General features: G+C 58.4%; 21 protein-coding genes. 13 read left to right on the top strand and 8 right to left on the bottom strand.

Annotated features, from left to right (window positions below; all coding sequences use genetic code 11):
• Positions 1-51 precede the first annotated feature (51 nt).
• A complete protein-coding gene (gene groL / locus VGM18_19205; protein ID HEY3975143.1) occupies positions 52-1716 on the top strand; it encodes a chaperonin GroEL in 1665 nt (554 codons plus the stop codon).
• Between the two features lie 106 nt (positions 1717-1822).
• Here the strand turns inward: groL and VGM18_19200 are convergent, their stop codons facing one another.
• The 3 genes from VGM18_19200 to VGM18_19190 all read right to left on the bottom strand — a co-directional run bounded on the left by VGM18_19200 (position 1823) and on the right by VGM18_19190 (position 4173).
• The gene (locus VGM18_19200; GenBank protein ID HEY3975142.1) at positions 1823-2263 is read right to left on the bottom strand and encodes a hypothetical protein; all 441 of its coding nucleotides are present in this window, start codon (positions 2261-2263) and stop codon (positions 1823-1825) included.
• A gap of 525 nt (positions 2264-2788) precedes the next feature.
• The gene (gene tnpA / locus VGM18_19195; protein HEY3975141.1) at positions 2789-3235 is read right to left on the bottom strand and encodes an IS200/IS605 family transposase; all 447 of its coding nucleotides are present in this window, start codon (positions 3233-3235) and stop codon (positions 2789-2791) included.
• Between the two features lie 284 nt (positions 3236-3519).
• Positions 3520-4173 (bottom strand): hypothetical protein, encoded by a 654-nt coding sequence (locus tag VGM18_19190; GenBank protein ID HEY3975140.1) that lies wholly within the window; start codon positions 4171-4173, stop codon positions 3520-3522.
• Between the two features lie 72 nt (positions 4174-4245).
• On the opposite strand from VGM18_19190, the gene VGM18_19185 reads away from it, so the two are divergent.
• Together VGM18_19185 and VGM18_19180 are read left to right on the top strand one after the other, a co-directional pair.
• Complete coding sequence (locus VGM18_19185; GenBank protein ID HEY3975139.1) at positions 4246-4659, top strand: helix-turn-helix domain-containing protein; 414 nt, start codon at positions 4246-4248, stop codon at positions 4657-4659.
• A gap of 84 nt (positions 4660-4743) precedes the next feature.
• Complete coding sequence (locus tag VGM18_19180; GenBank protein HEY3975138.1) at positions 4744-5583, top strand: hypothetical protein; 840 nt, start codon at positions 4744-4746, stop codon at positions 5581-5583.
• 40 nt (positions 5584-5623) lie between these two features.
• On the opposite strand, the gene galT is transcribed toward VGM18_19180, so the two are convergent.
• A complete protein-coding gene (gene galT / locus VGM18_19175) occupies positions 5624-6649 on the bottom strand; it encodes a galactose-1-phosphate uridylyltransferase (GenBank protein HEY3975137.1) in 1026 nt (341 codons plus the stop codon).
• Positions 6650-6882: 233 nt separating this feature from the next.
• Between galT and asd the strand changes: the two genes are divergently transcribed.
• The 7 genes from asd to VGM18_19140 all read left to right on the top strand — a co-directional run bounded on the left by asd (position 6883) and on the right by VGM18_19140 (position 13394).
• Positions 6883-7935, top strand: a complete 1053-nt coding sequence (gene asd, locus VGM18_19170) for an aspartate-semialdehyde dehydrogenase (GenBank protein HEY3975136.1) — start codon at positions 6883-6885, stop codon at positions 7933-7935.
• A 133-nt stretch (positions 7936-8068) separates the two neighbouring features.
• The gene (gene lysC, locus VGM18_19165; protein ID HEY3975135.1) at positions 8069-9442 is read left to right on the top strand and encodes a lysine-sensitive aspartokinase 3; all 1374 of its coding nucleotides are present in this window, start codon (positions 8069-8071) and stop codon (positions 9440-9442) included.
• A 150-nt stretch (positions 9443-9592) separates the two neighbouring features.
• The gene (locus VGM18_19160; GenBank protein ID HEY3975134.1) at positions 9593-10279 is read left to right on the top strand and encodes a dihydrodipicolinate reductase C-terminal domain-containing protein; all 687 of its coding nucleotides are present in this window, start codon (positions 9593-9595) and stop codon (positions 10277-10279) included.
• A 131-nt stretch (positions 10280-10410) separates the two neighbouring features.
• The gene (gene dapA, locus VGM18_19155; protein ID HEY3975133.1) at positions 10411-11541 is read left to right on the top strand and encodes a 4-hydroxy-tetrahydrodipicolinate synthase; all 1131 of its coding nucleotides are present in this window, start codon (positions 10411-10413) and stop codon (positions 11539-11541) included.
• Positions 11542-11809: 268 nt separating this feature from the next.
• Positions 11810-12673 (top strand): 2,3,4,5-tetrahydropyridine-2,6-dicarboxylate N-succinyltransferase, encoded by an 864-nt coding sequence (locus VGM18_19150; protein HEY3975132.1) that lies wholly within the window; start codon positions 11810-11812, stop codon positions 12671-12673.
• Positions 12674-12738: 65 nt separating this feature from the next.
• Entirely contained in the window at positions 12739-12960 is a 222-nt protein-coding gene (locus tag VGM18_19145; protein ID HEY3975131.1) for an AbrB/MazE/SpoVT family DNA-binding domain-containing protein, read from the top strand.
• Positions 12951-13394 (top strand): type II toxin-antitoxin system VapC family toxin, encoded by a 444-nt coding sequence (locus VGM18_19140; protein ID HEY3975130.1) that lies wholly within the window; start codon positions 12951-12953, stop codon positions 13392-13394. Before VGM18_19145 ends, VGM18_19140 begins: the two co-directional genes overlap by 10 nt.
• 45 nt (positions 13395-13439) lie before the next feature.
• Here the strand turns inward: VGM18_19140 and VGM18_19135 are convergent, their stop codons facing one another.
• Both VGM18_19135 and VGM18_19130 read right to left on the bottom strand, forming a co-directional pair.
• Positions 13440-14093: an HAD family hydrolase gene (locus VGM18_19135; protein HEY3975129.1), complete on the bottom strand. Its 654-nt coding sequence runs from the start codon at positions 14091-14093 to the stop codon at positions 13440-13442.
• A gap of 24 nt (positions 14094-14117) precedes the next feature.
• The gene (locus tag VGM18_19130) at positions 14118-14816 is read right to left on the bottom strand and encodes an EcsC family protein (protein ID HEY3975128.1); all 699 of its coding nucleotides are present in this window, start codon (positions 14814-14816) and stop codon (positions 14118-14120) included.
• Between the two features lie 201 nt (positions 14817-15017).
• On the opposite strand from VGM18_19130, the gene VGM18_19125 reads away from it, so the two are divergent.
• Together VGM18_19125 and VGM18_19120 are read left to right on the top strand one after the other, a co-directional pair.
• On the top strand, positions 15018-16682 hold the full coding sequence (locus VGM18_19125; GenBank protein ID HEY3975127.1) for a ribonuclease J: 1665 nt from the start codon (positions 15018-15020) through the stop codon (positions 16680-16682).
• Positions 16683-16806: 124 nt separating this feature from the next.
• Entirely contained in the window at positions 16807-17580 is a 774-nt protein-coding gene (locus VGM18_19120; GenBank protein ID HEY3975126.1) for a hypothetical protein, read from the top strand.
• A 28-nt stretch (positions 17581-17608) separates the two neighbouring features.
• On the opposite strand, the gene VGM18_19115 is transcribed toward VGM18_19120, so the two are convergent.
• On the bottom strand, positions 17609-18037 hold the full coding sequence (locus VGM18_19115) for a TA system VapC family ribonuclease toxin (protein ID HEY3975125.1): 429 nt from the start codon (positions 18035-18037) through the stop codon (positions 17609-17611).
• On the bottom strand, positions 18034-18270 hold the full coding sequence (locus tag VGM18_19110) for a CopG family transcriptional regulator (GenBank protein ID HEY3975124.1): 237 nt from the start codon (positions 18268-18270) through the stop codon (positions 18034-18036). The genes VGM18_19115 and VGM18_19110 overlap by 4 nt, the downstream gene beginning before the upstream one ends.
• 59 nt (positions 18271-18329) lie before the next feature.
• On the opposite strand from VGM18_19110, the gene VGM18_19105 reads away from it, so the two are divergent.
• On the top strand, positions 18330-19364 hold the full coding sequence (locus VGM18_19105) for a threonine/serine dehydratase (protein ID HEY3975123.1): 1035 nt from the start codon (positions 18330-18332) through the stop codon (positions 19362-19364).
• The last annotated feature ends 277 nt before the right edge of the window (positions 19365-19641 follow it).

Here is a 19641-nt window from a genome sequence, read left to right as displayed (position 1 = left end):
CCCCAAGAATCCGCAGGCCAATCCTGCGCAAATCAGATTAGGAGACAAGCAATGGCAAAGCACATCGTTCACGGAGAAGAATCCCGTCAGGCGATCCTCCGCGGCGTCAACCTTCTGGCCGATGCCGTGAAGGTCACCCTCGGCCCCAAGGGTCGCAACGTAGTCATCGAAAAGAAATTCGGTTCGCCGACCATCACCAAAGACGGCGTCACCGTCGCCAAAGAAATTGACCTGAAGGACCCGCTCGAGAACATGGGCGCACAGATGGTTCGCGAAGTCGCCTCGAAGACGTCCGACGTCGCCGGCGACGGAACCACTACCGCCACCGTTCTCGCCCAGGCCATTTACCGCGAAGGCGTCAAGACCGTCGCCGCCGGCGCGAATCCCATGGCTCTGAAGCGCGGCATCGAGAAGGCCGTCACCACCATCGCCGGCAAGCTCGACAAAGAAGGCAACCGCGTCAACGGCGAAATCGACAAGCTGTCGAAGCCCGTCACCGGCGAGATGATTGCCCAAGTCGGCACCATCAGCGCCAACAACGACGAGACCATCGGCAAAATCATCGCCGAGGCCATGAAGAAGGTCGGCAAAGACGGCGTCATCACCGTCGAAGAATCCAAGACTCTTGAGACGCAGCTCGAAGTTGTCGAAGGCATGCAGTTCGACCGCGGCTACCTCTCGCCCTACTTCGTCACCGATCCCGAGCGCATGGAAGTTGCCCTCGAGAACGCCTACATCCTGATCAACGAAAAGAAGATCAGCTCGATGAAGGATCTTCTTCCGCTGCTCGAGCAGATTGCCAAGTCCGGCAAGCCGCTCCTGATCATCGCAGAGGACGTGGAAGGCGAAGCGCTCGCCACTCTCGTCGTCAACAAACTGCGTGGAACGCTGCAAGTCGCGGCCGTCAAGGCTCCCGGCTTCGGCGATCGCCGCAAGGCCATGTTGCAGGACATCGCAATCCTGACCGGCGGAAAGGCCATCACCGAAGACTTGGGCATTAAGCTCGAGAACGTTCAGATCAGCGATCTCGGCCAGGCCAAGAAGATCACCATCGACAAAGACAACACCACGGTGGTCGAAGGCAAGGGCAAGCACGCTGAGATCGAAGGCCGCGTAAAGGAAATTCGCAGCCAGGTGGAAAAGACGACCAGCGACTACGACCGCGAGAAGTTGCAGGAGCGGTTGGCGAAGCTGGTTGGTGGCGTAGCCGTGATCAAAGTCGGCGCCGCAACCGAAACCGAAATGAAGGAAAAGAAGGCCCGTGTGGAAGACGCGATGCACGCCACCCGCGCAGCCGTAGAAGAAGGAATTGTCCCGGGCGGCGGCGTGGCACTGGCCCGTTGCGCCAGCGTCCTCGAAAAGGTGAAGGCCGAAGGCGATGAACAGATCGGCATCAACATCGTCAAGCGCGCCATCACCGAACCCCTGCGCATGATCGCCGAGAACGCCGGCGAAGAAGGCGCCGTAGTTCTAGGCAAAGTACTCGAAGCGAAGGAAACCAACTACGGCTACAACGCCTTCTCCAACGAGTACGAAGATCTGGTCAAAGCCGGCGTGCTCGACCCAACGAAGGTCGTCCGCACCGCGCTCCAAAATGCCGGATCGATCGCCAGCCTGATGCTCACCACCGAAGCCCTGGTAGCGGAGATTCCCGAAAAGAAGGAAGCTCCGGCGCCAGGCGGACACGGTGGCGGCGGCATGGGCGATATGTACTAGGACTAGCCGTCCAGGCAGACGCGCCTTCGGCGCTAAAAACCTAGACGCAACCGAGAAGCCCCGCCGAAAGGCGGGGCTTTTTTTCAACGAATTCTCTAGCGTTCACTCATCCCGCCATTTCGGGCAAAAGTGACTCCACCGCTCCATCTTCCAGACCAGAAACATTTGGCAGAGAACCACCACGCTCCCAAATGGGTGTTAAAACGATACGTTCACGCAGCTTAAACTCGAAGGGTTCGAGTTCGATAGCCTGCCTTGTTCGTCCGCTTGCGGGATCAGTTGTTTGAGATGCTTTGGGCAGCGTTTCTTGAACTGCTCTTTCAAAGTCCTCGACGGTGCTCCAGAAGCCGATATTCACATACGTACGGTAATTGCGGTCGGTAATGCTGAATGTGTTGAATTTCGGGTCCGACATAGCTACGGGCTTCGTGAGAATCTCCCGATAGAAACCTTTCTTGAGTTCCACGTTCATGAGCGTCTTCCAGTACTTCTCGAACTCTTCCACCCTGTCTTCCTTTATCTGCCAATACACTAAAATTATCATCATGGTCTTCCTCCTTAAAGACCGCATGTTTGTATTTGGTTTTTTCTGCGCTCTCTCCCGGTGAATTGCTGCTGGTGGGATCGAGAGGAGACGCGAAAGGAGGAAGGGATTTACCTAGAAATGCGTCTCACGCAAACGTTGCCCGCGTGGGCTTTCGGAAACATAGAATACCAGTTCGCCCGGCATAGCACCAGGCGTCCCCGCCAGTGGGACTGGCAGGTGGCTCACACACAACGCGGTCTTCGTTGTGTGCGAACGATGCTGCTGACAGCCAAGGGTGCGGCTCAGGCGTCCCTACGGGACACGGTTCTTGTGCTGGGGTGACGCAGGGCCGCCAGTGAACTGGTGGGCTATTTTCAGTGGTCCCTCTGGGACCCTTCGCGTCGCTGCGCTCCGCTCTTCTCGCTCGAAAATATCGTTGGCTATCACGGGCGCAGGTCCCGGAGGGACCGTCTGACAATAGCCCGGCGTTTCCAACGCCGGGTAGACGGCGACGCCGCGGAACCGCGTCCCGTAGGGACGCCTGAATCATCCCCATACGTGCTGCGGATCGTATTCCACGCCGTGCTTCTTCAAAAACGCCACAAATTCTTCTTCAAATGTGCGTTTGCGATGATGCTCCACCTGAGACCGGATGTATGCAATCGTATCGTCCTTCTGCGAAATTCCCACCGTGAACGCCCCGTACCCTTCCTGCCACGCGAACTCTCGGGTGTGCTTCACGTTCATCCAGTGCGATGAAGCCCCTTTCACGAGTTGTATGGCTTTTGCCAGCGGCATGGTCGCAGGTAACGACAACAATGCATGACAATGATTTTCCGTCCCGCCGACAATCAACGCCTTGAATCCATTCTTCCGAGCGATGCCGCCGACGAAGGCCCACAGATCGGATTGCACTTCCGCTGTAATTAAATTACGCCGGAGCTTGGTCGAAAAAACACAATGCACGAGATCGGAGATATAAGTGTGCGCCACGCGGACCCCATTTCAGGCGTCCCTACGGGACGCAGCTTCATCCCGTCCAGCTTACCCGGCGTTGAAACGCCGGGCTACTATCAGGCGTACCTTCGGACGCTTTTCATTCCCGAATTGGAACTTGCGGGAGGGTGAGCTGCTTCGGCCTCGTAGGCTCACTCGGCAATCCCACCCTGTCTCCGCAAAGTGCGCGGAGACAAGGGTGGGGCAACCTCTGATTCCCGAATCCGAAAAGGGTGGGCAGCCCCGAAGGGCCGCGCCATTTGAAAATTGGCTTTAACCGCTTATCTGCCGAGACTCTGCGCCTTGAAGAGCGCAGTCAGGTGCAGCATCAAAAACACCGGCACTAAGAATGTTGGAATCAGCACCAACGGAAGCTGTGTCATGGGAGCCGTTGAGACCGATCCTAACAACTGGGGAGCGAACAACGGGACAATCGCCGCGATACTTACGGCGACAGTGAGGTCCAAAATGCCAGAGATATTCCAGGCCAAGAATCTGTTGCCTGCTGCAAACTCAGGCCGGCGCAGAAGAGCTCCCAATACCAAAGGGGCAGTCGCGCCGATCGCCATATCGCCGAGCCCCGCCGGCCAGGCGAAGATTCCGGGCAAGACTTTATAGGTGTACAACGTGAGAAATCCGAAGCCCGCCCATCTCCATGCCTGCATTCCGACAATGAGGCGAAGATCCGCAGACAAAACAAATTCGCGAAAGGATCGGATGGTCCAATACCCGACGAGAAAGAGCGCCAGGGGAGCCACTAGACCGATCAGCAATGCAAGCGGCGGCGCCCCTGCTGGGGTAACGAACGCGCCATATGCGCCCAGGATTAAGACCAGTCCGAACCAGATTGAACTAACGACAGCGACGAGAGTGCCTATACCCGAGACCGCCGGGATAGTTGGCTGATTGACTTGCGAAACGACGGCGTTTGCCATAGTAACCTCGATTCTTTGGTGGTGACTTGCACTTTGCAAGTTACTTCGGAATGTAGCATACTGACTTGCAGTATGCAAGTCACTCGGCCTAACAAAAAATTGCACCGAATAGAAGACAAAACAGAACCGCCAGGTTTTGAGCGGTCACGCTGCGCGGTCGCCTGTACGCTCGACCTGGTTGGCGACAAGTGGTCTTTGCTTGTGGTCCGAGATCTGCTCGGCGGCAAAGCGACCTACGGAAAGCTGCAGAACTCGTTTGAGGGTATTCCCACGAATATTCTTGCGGACCGGCTGAAGAAATTGGAAACGGCAGGCATTGTTGCGAAGTCCGCGTATCAGGAGCGTCCTGTGCGCTATTCCTATGAACTCACGAAAAAAGGATATGCCCTGGGTGACGTTTTGCTGGCGCTAGTGAGGTGGGGCAGGAAGCACATACCGGGCACGCAGGCTATCGGAACACCGGCAGGCAATGCGCGGAATGCCTAGGGGTGCGGCCTGCTCCTCGACAACCACATTCCATCCCTTCCGCATCGGAAAGGCGACCAAAGCGTTCATTCTGGAGTATCCCGCATGTCTCGCTGTATCCTGTCGCTAATCGTGTGCCTCATTGCTTGTTATTCTCTCTCTGCCTTCGCCGTAACCTACAAGGAGATCTCCGTCCCGAACTCCGCCAGCACCGAGGTGTACGGCGTCAACACTGCTGGTTATCTCGTCGGCGATTATTCCACCAGCAGTGGAGAACTCCGCGGATTTCTTCTCGCCAACGGAACCTTTACCGATATCGTTCATCCAGGCTCGACTTTCAATATTGCAACCGGAATCAACGACTCCGGCACGATCTCCGGATATTTCGTCGACGCCAGCAATGTCGACCACGGATTTGTGTATACCTCGGGCACATTCACGCAGATCGACTATCCTGGGGCGACGAGCACGCTAGCCATGTCGATCAATAACGCGGGCGTTGTCGTCGGTTTTTATTGGGACGCCGCCGGCAACTCTCACGGATTCACTCTGGCGGATGGCCGATTCTCGAGCATCAATGGCCCGGGCGCGATTCGCACCGGCGTGCTCGGAATTAACAATTCGAACACTGTAGTCGGTTATTACGTTTCTCCCTCGTTCTTCATCAACGGCTTCGCAAAGAGTGCAGGAGGCCAGCTTCGCACCGTCGATTACCGGCCGAACACGGAGACGGAAGTTGCCGGCATTAACGATCTCGACTGGATGACCGGTTATTACCTAACCAGTTCGGGCGATGTCGGATTTGTTCTGAACGGCGGGAAGTTCGAAAGCTTTTCCTATCCGGGAGCGGCCTCGACATTGCCAAATGCAATCAACCAGGGGGGAGTTATAGTAGGCACATTCACCGACTCGACGAACCGGGCCCACGGATTCGCGCGCTACTAATCAAGAGTTATCGCTCGGAGTAGCGGAGAAAGCCGCGCCTCTACTCTGCCGCACCCGCTGCCGCCACTTTCTCCACCGCGACTTTCCGCAAGAACTCCGCTGCCGCTTCCGGCAGAACTGTGTTGATGAACATGCCCGATCCCAGCTCGAATCCGGCCACCCGGGTCAGCCGCGGAATCACGCTGACATACCAATGAAAATGTCGAGCTCCGGAATATTCCGCCGGCCCGCTGCGCACCGTAAAATTCAGGTCAGGATTCTCCAGTCCCACATAAAGCTTGGCCAGCAGCGTCCGCAGAACGCGCGCCAGATCGTTAATCTCCATCTCGGAAATATCTCCAAAGCTGGCCATGTGGCGCAGCGGAAAAATATGTGTGGCAAAGGGTGTAGCCGACGCGAACACTTCCATCGCTACAAAGCGCTCGCTCTTGATCACGATGCGCGTCGCGTCTTCGATCTCGCGCTCCACCATGTGGCAGAACATACATTCTCCGACGTCGTCGTAGTGTCGCAGCGCTTCGTGCAACCGATGCCGCACCTGACTCGGAATCACCGGCGTTGCAATCAACTGTGAGTGCGGATGCTGCATGCTCGCTCCCGCATCCGCCCCGTGGTTCTTGAAAATCGTAATGTGATTCACGCGATGGTCGAAGCTCAGCGCGTTGTAGCGCTCTTTGTAGACTCGCAGTATGTTCGCCACCTGCGCGTCGGGCAACAGTCCCATATAACGCGAGTGATCGGGACTGTCGATGATGACTTCGTGAAAGCCGAAACCTTCGATCCGGCGCCGCAAATGCTGGAGACTGCGCATGGGCTGCACTTCGCTCGACAGCGCCGCGAACTTGTTGGGGATCACCCGCACCGCCCAGGGCTCGCCGTTATTCGGCGACCGCGTTACTTCCACCGGTGTCTTGCTCTCATTCCCCGGACAAAATGGACAGCTCTCCACAAACGCGGACACGGGCTCAACTTTGCGATGAGTGGCCAGCTCTTCAGGCCGCTTAGCCCGTTCGGTAGCGATGATGACCCATTCCTTGGTGAAAAAGTTCTGCCGCAGCTCAGGCATGCGAAATCCCTCCAGATCCTTCATCGGCAATTGCAGCGATCTCTGGAGTTTTAGAAAATGCACGGCTCGTGGCCGCGCCGCATAAGCCACGCTTCGTAACGGCGTTAGCGGCAGACGTAGTTTTTTCCGTCGCAGTTTAGTTCGTTCCGCGGACGATTCCTCTTTCGTAACCAATGAAAGCCGCATTCGCGCTCCCCGCCCCCCTCGGCTGTTATAGAATTCCACATATTCTTATGACCCCCAAAATTCCTGTTGGCATCCTCGGCGCCACCGGCGTCGTCGGACAAAGATTCATCCAGATCCTGGAACATCACCCCTGGTTCGAGGTGGCATGGCTGGCCGCGTCCGACCGTTCGGAAGGGAAGGTCTACGCCGAGGCCGCGCGCTGGCGCTTGAAAACCCCAATCCCTGCGGCCGTCGCTGCCATGAAGGTTTCACCGGCCACACCCCAGGACGCACCGAAAATCGTGGTGGCCGCTCTCGACTCCGCCATCGCGGCGGAAATGGAACCTCGCTTCGCCGATGCCGGCTGCGCCGTAATCTCTAATTCAAGCGCCCTGCGTATGCAGCAAGACGTTCCTCTCGTGATTCCCGAAGTCAACGCGAACCACATCAAGCTCATCGACGCCCAAGCCTGGCGCAAGAAATCCGGCGGCTACGTCGTCACCAATCCCAACTGCTCGGCCATCGGCCTCGTGATCGCGCTCGCGCCTCTGCATCGGCAGTTCGGGCTTGAGACCGTCATGGCCGTAACCATGCAAGCCGTCAGCGGCGCGGGATATCCCGGCGTCGCCTCCCTCGACATTCTCGGCAATGTCATTCCCTTCATCAAAAACGAAGAAGAAAAAATGGAGGAGGAAACTAAAAAGCTTCTCGGCCAGATGAACGCCACCAAAATAATTCCCGGCGCCTTCGCCATGAGCGCGCAATGCAACCGCGTCGCCGTCGAAGATGGCCACACCGAATCCGTTTCCATCCGCCTCAAGAAAAAGGCAACGGCGCAGGAAATCATCTCCGCCTGGAACGGCTATCGCGCCGAGCCGCAAGAACTGAAATTGCCCAGCGCTCCCGAACGCCCCATCATCTATCTCGAAGCCGTCGATCGGCCGCAGCCGCGTTTCGACGTCGATCTCGGCGCAGGCATGACCACCGCCATCGGTCGCCTGCGCCCTTGCAGCGTCCTCGACTGGAAATTCACCGTGCTTTCGCACAACACCATCCGTGGAGCCGCCGGAGCCGCCGTTCTCAATGCCGAACTCCTAAAAGCCAAGGGCTACATCGCATGATCTGCGCGGCAAGCACTAACCGCGACGCTGACATTGATGTAGCGCCGCCGTCCCGGCGGCTGTCGCGGGGGCGTCTCGCCCGCGCACGGATGCATCGCCACGGAATCGAAAGCTCCTCCCGGGACCGACGCCAATGATCGTCATGAAGTTCGGCGGAACATCCGTCGAGGACGCGAAAGCCATCGACCGTGCCGCCTCCATCGTCGAGGGACGCCTCGCCCAAAAACCCGTCGTTGTAGTCAGCGCCATGGCCAAAGTCACCGACACGCTGCTCACCATGGCCCGAGCCGCCGGAGAAGGCGAGCGCAAAGCGGCGCTCAAACTCTGCCGCTCGCTCCAGGAGCGCCACTACAACACCGCCAGCGAATTGCTGGGCACGGCCCGCTTCACCGAATTCCATTCCGAACTCGGCTCCGACTTCGAAGCGCTCGACGAACTACTACGGGGCATCTCCGCGGTGGGCGAAATCACGCCCCGCACCACCGACCACGTCGCCGCCTTCGGCGAAATGCTTTCCAGCCGGATCGTCGCCGCCGCCTTCGCCGCCCGCGGACTGAAGGGAATCCATGTCGACTCCCGCGACGTCTTGGTTACCGACAACGCCTATATGCAGGCGGTTCCGCAATACGAAGAAACCAACGCCAAACTTCTCGAACGGGTTCAGCCCCTGCTGCAATCGGGCCAGGTGCCGGTGATGGGCGGCTTCATCGGCGCCAATCGCGCCGGCATCACAACCACGATCGGCCGCGGCGGTTCCGATTTCTCGGCGGCGATTTTCGGCGCCGGCCTGGGCGCCGATCGCATCGAGATCTGGACCGACGTCGACGGCATTCTCACCACCGACCCGAGAATTTGTCCCGACGCCCGCCGCATCAAGGTCATCAGCTTCGACGAGGCGGCCGAACTCGCCTACTTCGGCGCGAAAGTCCTGCACCCTGCAACCGTCCTGCCCGCGATCCAGAAAAATATTCCCGTCTACGTACTGAATTCGCGCAATCCGTCGTGCGAGGGCACGCGCATCACCACGCGCGCCCCGCAGGGAAAAAATATCTTCAAGGCGATCGCCGCCAAGAAGCGCATCACCATCGTCAATGTCGCCGCCGCCCGCATGCTGCTGGCTCACGGATTCCTTCGGTCCATCTTCGAAGCCTTCGACCGCCACAAGGTCGCCGTCGACGTAGTCTCCACTTCCGAAGTCAGCGTATCGCTTACCGTCGATTCCAATCAGGCGATCCCCGCGCTGGCCGCCGATCTCGCCAAACTCGCCGACGTAAAATATGAAGGCCGCAAAGCCATCGTATGCCTGGTCGGCGAAAATCTGCGCGATACGCCCGGAATCGCGGCGCTGGTATTCCGCGAACTGGCCGATAAAAAAATTCGCATGATCTCGCAAGGCGCCTCCGAAATCAACCTGACCTTCGTGATCGAAGAAGACGAAGTCCCCGACGTAATCCAGCGCCTGCACAAAACGTTTTTCTCGGAACTGGACCCGCAGGTTTTCGCCTAAGAAGTCCTCGCCTAAGAAAAACCGAAGCGCTTGATCGCAAAGAACGCTAAGATATCGCAAAGGAGGCAAGGAAATTCTCCGCTGCCCTTTCTTCGCGCACTTTGCGGCTCTTCTTAACGAACTTTGCGTTTTAGATGCTTTCCCCAAATCATGAACTTCCTAATCCTAGGCCGCGGCAAGACGGGATCGCTGGTAGCCGAAGTCGCCGCCGAGCGCCGACATCATATTCGCGTAGCCGGTTCCAAGGAAAATGCGGGCGACGCAGCGGTTTCTCCCGAAGAGCTCCGCGATATCGACGCCGTCATCGACTTCACCACCCCGCACTGCGTCCTCGCCAACATCGAAGCCTGCGTGCTGACTGGCAAAAACATGGTCGTCGGCACGACCGGGTGGTACCACAAGATCGATCGCGTCCGCGCTCAAGTCGAGCAGCACAACGCGGGATTCGTTTACTCCCCAAATTTTTCTATCGGCGTCAATCTCTTCTTTGACGTCGCCCGCGCCGCCGCCGCCGCCCTCCGCCGCGATTATTCCGGACAGATTTTTGAACGCCATCACGTACACAAGCAAGACGCTCCCTCCGGCACCGCCATTGCGCTCCAACACGTTATCCGCGAAGCCAGCGGCCAGGATGAAGACTTGGAAATAACTTCTTTTCGCGAAGGCGACGTCGTCGGCCTGCACGAGGTTGTCCTCGAGTCCGAAGCCGACCGCATCTATCTCTGCCACGACGCCAAATCCCGCCGCGGCTTCGCCGAAGGCGCCGTCCGCGCCGCTGAGTGGCTAACCGGGAAAAAAGGCTTCTACGAGTTCAAAAACATCTGGCGGGAAGTGTAGGAACGTACCCTCGAAGACCGAAATGAAAAATGTGAGGACAGCCGCCCTCGGCTATCCCGTCGCGCAAGGCTCGACCTTCCAAAAGCTCCTCGACATTTTCCTTCACCCGGTATTCGCGCTATCTTATTCCTATGCAACTTCGTGGCTGCGGCACCGCCCTCGTCACTCCCTTCCATCAGGACGGTTCCATCGACGACACTGCCCTGCGCAATCTGGTCGCATGGCAAATCGAATCCGGAATTGACTTTCTGGTTCCCTGCGGCACCACCGGCGAGACGCCCACGCTCACCCACGATGAGTGGCTCTACGTGATCGACACGACGATCGAAGTCGTCGCCGGACGCGTCCCCATCGTCGCCGGCGCAACCTCCAACGCCACGCACGATGCCGTTGAGAAAGCGAAAGAACTCGCCGCTCGCCCCGGCGTCGACTACATCCTCACCGCCAATCCGTATTACAACAAGCCCACGCAGGAGGGCCAGTACCGCCATTTCAAGGCCATCGCCGAAGCGGTAGGCGACAAGCCCATAATCCTCTACAACGTGCCCGGCCGCACCGCCGCCAATCTGGAACCCGCAACGCTCGCGCGCCTCGCCGAGATTCCCAACATTGTCGCGGTGAAAGAAGCCAGCGGCAACATGACGCAGATTGCCGAGGCCATCAACGCCGTCCCCGAAACATTTCTCGTTTTTTCCGGCGACGATTCGGTCACGCTGCCGGTAATCGCTCTCGGCGGTGTCGGCATCATTTCCGTCGCCAGCAACGAAATTCCGCGCGAAATGGCCACGCTCACCCGCGCCGCACTCGCCAACGACTGGAACACCGCGCGCAGTCTGCATCGCAAGTATCTGCCACTGATGCAAGCCAACTTCATCGAATCGAGTCCGCTTCCGGTGAAGGCGGTTCTCGCGATGATGGGCAAACTCGAAGAGGTCTACCGCTTGCCCCTTTTGCCCATGCGCCGCGACACTCGTTCGCGTCTGCAAAAAGTCGCCACGGACCTCGGCCTGATTGCCAGGCCCGCTGCTCACGCCGCCGATGCCGCCGATTTTTTCATTTACGAGAACTGGGCCGCCGGACCGCGCAAGATCGTCCTGCACCGCGGATCCTGCGGCCAGTGCAGCCAAGGCAAAGGACGCCCCGCCGGCCACGATGCCAATCATGCGCGCTGGCACGGCCCCTACCCTACGTTGCCCCAGGCCCGCGAAACCGCCCACGCCATGACCGGCGTCCTGATCCGCAGCGAGTGCAAGTGCGTGTAGAAGAGCGGGCGTCAGGCCTCGGGACTCGGGCGTCGCACCTCAAGAGCCGCACCTCACCTACGACTTTGAGCGCCCATAAAGTTTTGTCATCCCGACCGAAGCGAGCGAACGCGAGCACAGTGGAGGGACCTGTTTTTCGTCGAAAGCAATTTCGATTTCAGATTGCAGATCGAGTCCCGTCGCGCGAGCCGCGTCGACAACCAGCTCCACGGTTTTTCGATCTGAAATCCGAAATCTCCAATCTCAAATCCTCTATACTCTCCAGCACATGTCATCCCTGAAATCCTCCATCGAGCGGCTCGCCGCTCAGGGCGAAATCGAACACGATCCTGAAGCGCGACGAGTATTCCTCGAATTTCGCGACCAGCTCACGCAAGGCAAAATCCGCGCGGCCGAAAAATCCGCCGCCGACAAGAACGGCCGCTGGACGGTCAATCTCTGGGTCAAGCAAGGCATTCTGCTCGGCTTTCGTCTCGGCGAACTGACCGACATGAGCGGCGCCAGTTCGACCGCGGGCCTGCCCTTCGTCGATAAAGACACCTTCCCCGTCCGTCAATTCACCATTGCGGACAAAGTCCGCGTCGTTCCCGGGGGCTCGTCGGTCCGCACCGGCGCCTACGTGGCGCCCTCGGTCATCTGCATGCCGCCTATGTTCATCAACGTCGGCGCATACGTCGACGAAGGCACCATGGTCGACTCGCATGCTCTGGTCGGCTCCTGCGCGCAGATCGGCAAGCGAGTCCACCTGAGCGCCGCCGCGCAAGTCGGCGGAGTCCTCGAACCCATCAACGCCGCCCCCGTCATCATCGAAGACGACGTTCTGGTCGGCGGAAATTGCGGCATCTACGAAGGCACGCTGGTGCGCGCTCGCGCCGTGCTCGGCGCCGGAACCATCCTGACCCGTTCGACGCCGCTTTATGATTTAGTCCGCGGCGAAGTCTACCGCGCGACCGCCGATGCGCCACTGGAAGTTCCGGAGAATGCGGTCGTCGTTCCCGGCTCGCGCGCCGTGAGAAAGGCGGCCGCCGGCGAAGCGAAAGACTGGAATCTTTCCCTCTACACACCCGTCATCGTGAAGTATCGCGACGAAAAAACCGACAGAGGAATCGAGTTGGAAGACTGGCTTAGGTGAAGACCGGTGCAGACAATGACTCTAGGCCTTTAGATTTCGCTTTACTTTATGCTAAAATGTAAAGCATGGCAGAGGCCACTCTTTCTTCAAAGAACCAGATCGTCATTCCCCGCGAGGCCCGCGAGGCGTTGCAGCTCAAGCCCGGAGACAAGCTCCTCGTTAGCGCCGTCGGCGGAAAAATCATCGTCATGGAGAGGCCTAAGTCCTATCGTTCAGCGCTGGCGGGCATCGCGCGCGGACTTTATCCAAAGGATTATTTGAAAAAGGAACGCAACAGTTGGAGATAGCGAGGCTGCTCGCCCGGCACTCCCGCGTCGCCCTCGACACCTGCGTCTTCATCTATCAGATGGAGCGCAATCCAAGGTATTTTGAGGTAGCCAACAAGGTCTTCGAGTGGATGGAGCGTCCCGGCTCCTCTGCGATCACATCGACAGTGGCTCTGACCGAGATCTTAGTCCAACCATACAGAACTGCGAACTTGCATCAAGCCGAGGATTTCTATGCCCTGCTCACATCCATGCCGAATCTGGATTGGGTTGCACCTTCACTCCAGATTGCTAACTCAGCAGCCTCACTGCGCGCCAGTTATCGGCTGCGAACTCCCGACGCGCTGATTGCGGCAACTGCCATCTCTTGCCAGGCGTCCGCTTTCATCACCAACGATCCTGTCTTCAGGCGCGTTGCGGAGTTCGACGCACTGATTCTGGACGACTATGTCTGAATCGATTCCAAGTGATACATGACCGCACGAGAATTCTTGAGGCAACTAAACCTCGACCAGCAACTTCCCCGCCCCATTCGACGAAATCTGAACCTCCGCCAACCTTCCGATCACTGCATCCGCATGCGCCACTCTATCCGCGGCATAGGTGCTGGTAATGCCGATTACCTTCATCCCGCCGGCGCGCGCCGCGTCGATTCCGGCCGGCGCGTCCTCAATCACCAGGCACTCCGCGGGCGCAAGCTCCAATCCCTCCGCTCCCTTTAAATATGGCTCGGGATGCGGCTTCCCATGGGTCACGTCATCGGCAGTAACAAGAACTTTCGGCACCGGCAAGCCGCAAAAGCGCAACCGTGCCCGCGCCAGCAGCCGCGAGCCGGATGTCACCACGCCCCACCTGCCGTCGGGAATCGAATGCAAAAGTTCGAGCGCCCCCGGCATCACGACGACTCCTTCATGTGTGTGCGCTTCATGGCTCTCGATTTTTCGCGCTTCCTTCTCCGCATCCAGATGTGGCGCCACCCGCCGGATCACCTCGATCGTACGTACCCCATGCGCGATGGCCATGATCGCGTCGCCATCCACACCCTTGCGCCGCCCCCAATCGCGCCACTCGCGGTCCACTGCCCGCGTGGAGTCCACGAGCACTCCATCCAGGTCAAAAAGAATAGCTGCACAGGAAAACGAAAAGGTTGGCATCACTATTTTTGTATCACGGCCACGCTAGCTCGTAATCGCGGGAAGAATCGCCGGACTCGGATTCGCCAACGCCATCTCTCGCGCCCGCTGTCGGGTGATCAAATGCCGCTGCCGAAAATGCGCTTTGGCGCGCTCTCCCCACGCTTTCACGAACCAATAATTCAGCCCGGCGCCGATCGCCGAACTGGCCAGCGGAATCACGCGCCCAGCCCACTTCTCCACCACCTCCGCACTGGCCTTCGCCGCTATGGCTTGGATGACGCGCGGCACAAATTTGTTGACCACTTCCTTCTCGATCAACTCGCGGCTGATGTCGACTCCGGCCGCGCTGGCCGCCGCAATCCACAGTTCGGCAATCTCGTCATCGGTATTGAACTCGAAGCCATAGAGCAAACTCAACTTCTGAATTGTCCGCATCGTGATCGCCGATAGAATTCCAAGATCTGGCACGATCGTAATCAGGCCGCCCAGCCCGAATCCGGCGCCTTCAAGCGCCGCGACTTTCATTCCCGCCCGGATGATCGAATCCGCCACGGCGTCGATCTCGCCCATTTCCAGCGCGTACAGCCCGTGATATCCGCTGATCGGTACTCGATATGCCGCCCGCAACTGCAGCAGAAACTTTTCAGGATCTACGCGCACCGTCGAATAGGCGCGGCTCAGCCCCTTCACCAGCGCCGTTTCCACCCGCCGCCGCAGCCACGATTTGTTCTGCTCAGCCATTGCTTCAACCTTATCCCAGCGAGACCGAGAAAGCCATTGGGAGAAAGCTCTAGTTCTCAGTTCTCAGCTACCGACGAGCGACGAATGACGAACGACGAATGACGACCGACGACGAGTCTCAGATGCGGCCTCATCGCCTACCTTCGTTCCCGGCCGCGTCGGTACCCTTCGCGACACATGTGCTAGCATCGTCTTTACTCAATGCCCACTGGAAAACTGCAGATTATCCCCCTTGGAGGCCTCGGCGAGTTCGGCATGAACTGCATGGCCGTCCGTTGGGGCGACGATATCCTCGTCATCGACGCCGGACTCATGTTCCCCGAAGCCGAACTTCTCGGCGTCGACATCGTAGTCCCCGACATCACCTATCTCATCGAGAACCGCAGTCGCATTCGCGGCATCGTGCTCACTCACGGGCACGAAGATCACATCGGCGCCCTCCCCTGGATGCTCTCCGAACTCAAAGTCCCCGTCTACGGCACCGAGTTCACACTCGCCTACGTGGAAGACAAACTCGACGAGCATGGACTGCTCGACGATGCCGACCTGCGCGAAATGCGTCCCAACGAGCGCTTCAAGGCCGGAATCTTCACGATTCATCCCATTCAGGTCACGCACAGCCTGGTCGAATGCGTCGCGCTCGCCATCCATACTCCTCTCGGCGTCATCATTCACACCGGCGATTTCAAAGTCGATCCCACCCCCACCGACAACAAACTTTTCGATCTGCACACCTTCGCCGACTACGGCAAACAAGGCGTACTCGCTCTATTTCAGGATTCCACCAACGTCGAGCGTAAAGGCTACACGCCCAGTGAGCGAGCAGTCCGTCGCAAGTTCGACGAAGTTTTCGCCCACACCAAGCGCCGCCTTTTCATTTCGTGTTTTTCATCTTCGATTCACCGCATCAATCTGGCGGTGCAACTCGCCTACGAACATGGCCGCAAAGTGGCCTTCCTCGGGCGGTCCATGAACAACTCCGCCGAGATTGCCGAAGACCTCGGCTACATTGAAGTTCCCGATGGCCTCGTAATCAATCCCGGCGAGATGAAGAATTTTCCGCCGGAAAAAGTTTGCGTGCTCATCAGCGGTACCCAGGGCGAACCCATGTCGGCGCTCTCCCGCGCCGCCGTCGATAATCACAAGCACGCCAAAATCGAAAAGGGCGACACCGTCGTACTCTCGAGCCGCATCATCCCGGGCAACGAAAAAACCATCTATCGGATGATCGACCACCTCTTCCGCCGGGAAGCCCACGTCATCTACGAAGACGGGACCTCGCCGCCCATTCATGTCAGCGGCCACGCCAGCCAGGAAGAACTCAAGCTCATCATCAACCTGGTCAAGCCGCGCTATTTCATTCCCGTGCACGGCGAATATCGACAATTAAAGTTGCACGCAGAAATGGCCGCCGCCATGCACGGTTCCGTGGGCAAGGTCATGCTGATCGAGAGCGGAGACGTTCTCGAGTTCGACGAACTCGGCGCCCGCAAAACCGCCCGCATCAAAGTCGGCCGCGTCTGCATCGATTCCGGTTCGCGCACTGACGTGGTTGAAGATCTAATTATTAAAGACCGCCTGCACCTCAGCGAAGACGGCATTGTCCTGCCCATCATTGCGATTAATAAATTGTCGGGCGAAGCCGAAGCCGCCCCCGAAATCGTTACCCGCGGCTTCAACCCCGGCGACGACGGCCTGATGGACGGCGCCAAGCGCATCGTCGAAGACACGCTCGCCCACTCCAGCGAAGAAGAAAAAGGCGACTACGGCGTGATCAAAGAAAAAATCCGCGCCGACCTGAAACGCTACATCTCCAAGCAAACCCAGAAACGCCCGCTGATTATGCCCGTAATTTTGGAGATTTGATCGCCTCGCGTGGGGACGGACGCATTCGTCCGTCCTGGGAGCGAAGCCCGAGGCTTGATGAGGCACATTGGATTAGCCGCACCGAGATGGTATATATTGCAAGCGTTGGACGGTGAGGTGCATTGTGAAACCGTTCGCCCTACTAGCTACTTCTCTGCTTCTCGTCATTGGTCTCGCCGCGCAGGACACAACTTCGTCGGGCCCACAAAATTTAGCCGCGCCCAGGCATGTGCTTGGCATCGATGTCTTTCCGACTCCCGCAACGCCGTTTTCAGGACGAGACTGCGTCGACATTACGACCCACGCTGCGAGCGGTAGCGTCCAAAAGGCCCATCTTGACGGTGCCCTGGTGGCCAGAGACCGCCGCGGCCGCGTCTATCGAGAAATCCGCGTTTGGTTTCCCGCCACTCCCACCCCACGGTCGCGATTGGATTACATCATTCTTCTGGATCCCGCAGCTCAGACGCGGACCGAATGCAAGATGGAGGCACGGTCCTGCACAATCGCTAGCCTCGACCAGTCCCCTGAGGCCAGGCCTTGGCTGGACGGCCCGTTCGATACTGCGCCGTATTACCTTCACAGTGTGGGTTTGGGAAGCGACATCATCGAAGGCATTGCCGTTGAGGGTACGCGCATCAGCAGCTCTCTTGATGCTGGCGTGTTTGTGAATAATGAGGCGCCCGTCGAGAAGCTGGATTTCTGGCACTCCACTGAACTCAAGATCGATTTATCCGTGGTTCGCAGCTACAAGGATGGAACCGAGAGAGTGGTGCACGTCGTCGACCTATCGCGCTCCGAACCCGATCCGAGCTTGTTCCAAATTCCCGCCAATTTCGCAGTCATCGACCTGCGGAGATCGAAAGGTGGAAACTCGCCAACGAATGCGGCCGAGGAATAAGGCGCGAGTAGCATTTACGGAGAGGGTCCTACGTCAGAGGATTCACCCACCGCAGCCCCGGAAACCGCGCAAAATCCCGGTCGGTTGTGTGCAGCACTCCCCCATACTCAACCGCCAGAGCTGCGATCTGCGCATCCGTCACAAGGGGACCGGAAGCCTGCCCTTCTACCACCATCCCACGAAACAGTAACCAGTGACCATCGCCAGGTACTAACACCCGCACGATCGACTGGTCCAGCCACATGCTTACGACCTCGACTGCTTTTGCTGCGGTGAACCGCTCTCCAGGCAAACGCGAGTCGGTCATGATGCGGACAAATGCAGAGATCGACTGCCACGGAAGCCCAACCATCTCAGCCCCCGCCAGTGTCCGCTCCAGCCAGTTGCGGGCCTTCGCGTGATTACTAGAGCCGCTGTCGTAGGAATAGATAAGAAGATTCGCATCGACTACGATCATCGGTGTTCTGGGCCTTCGAGATATTCGAGCAGGTCTTCGACCTTATCGAAATCCCTGGGCAATCCAAGATTGATCGGCGTCACCTTGAAGGGTTTACGAGGGGCCTGTTTCGTGGCTGTGAGCCCCAGGCGCAACGTTTGGTTTACCACTTGCTTAAACGGCTCGCCAGATCGCCGCGCTTCCTTCTTCAGCAAGGCCGCCACGTCGTCATCGAGCGTAAGAGTGGTGCGCACATCATGATGCTATCGAGTAAGGCATCATGATGTCAAGCCCAATGCATCGAACCTTCACCATGCCTCGATTAGAATCTAACTCACACATGATCACCCTCGCCGATCTCCATTCCGCCCGATCCCGCCTCGAAGGCATCACCACCCGCACGCGCCTCGTCGAACTCGTGTGGGGACAGCCGCCCTCGGCTGTCCAATCCGGCCGCCGCCTCTTCCTCAAGCCCGAAAATCAACAGCCCATCGGCGCTTTCAAACTGCGCGGAGCCTACAACAAGATTGCGTCTCTGACCGACGAAGAAAGAGAGCGCGGCGTCATCACTTACTCAAGCGGCAATCACGCGCAGGGTGTCGCCTACGCCGCACGCGCACTAGGCGTGAAGTCCGTCATTGTCATGCCTAACAACGCCCCCGCCATCAAGCGCGAGGCCACTGCCGCCCTCGGCGCAAAGATCGTGCTGGTCGGGCCCGGCAGCAGCGAACGCCAACTCAAAGCCGAAGAACTCGCCGCCGAATATGGCTATGTCATCGTGCCTCCCTACAACGACGAGAAGATCATCGCCGGTCAAGGCGCCATCGGGCTCGAAATTCTCGAAGACATGCCCGACGTCGAAACCGTCCTCGCCCCCGTCGGCGGCGGAGGCCTGATCAGCGGCGTCGCCGCCGCCATCAAACTGACTAAGCCCTCGGTGAATGTTTTCGGCGTCGAACCCGAACTTGCCGCCGACGCCCAAGCCAGCCTGCGCTCCGGAAAAATCGTCCAATTCCCCGCCGAGCAGGTTTCGCGCACCATTGCCGATGGACTCCGTACCCAAAGCGTCGGCCCCATCAACTTCGATCACATGCAATGTTTCGTCGACGGCATCGTCACGGTCACCGAGGACGAGATCCGCGCAGCGATGATGCTCCTCGCCCAAAATCCCGCAACCATCGCCGAACCCAGCGGCGCAGTCGCCACGGCCGGATTCCTCTTCCACTCCAGTCAGTTGCCAACGACCAAGATAAACGTGGCGATCATCTCCGGCGGCAACATCGAACCAACCATGCTCGAAGAAATTCGCCGCGAACAAGCCGCATCTGAGAATGCAATCCGCATCTAAGAAATTAATGCCTTCGGCGAAAGCGGCGAAGGAATGCTCCTCACCCCCGCAGGCGGCGGGCAAGCGGCTCCAGTGCCGCCCGGGAAAATCCAAAGAGAAATAAACCCAACACATTGTTCAAATGACCTTGACTTCAACCGACCGAATGATGATCCTGAGGTCGCAACTCCACAATGCCATGACCACACGTCGCGCCACCGGCGATAACTCTTTTGTTTCTAAGATTTTCCCCGCATCTCATTGCAGCTCTAAGATTTTTTCTCAATTTTCCTCTAAC

The organism is Candidatus Sulfotelmatobacter sp. (assembly GCA_036500765.1).
Taxonomy (GTDB): domain Bacteria; phylum Acidobacteriota; class Terriglobia; order Terriglobales; family Acidobacteriaceae; genus Sulfotelmatobacter.
This window is presented reverse-complemented; position numbering and strand designations above follow the sequence as displayed.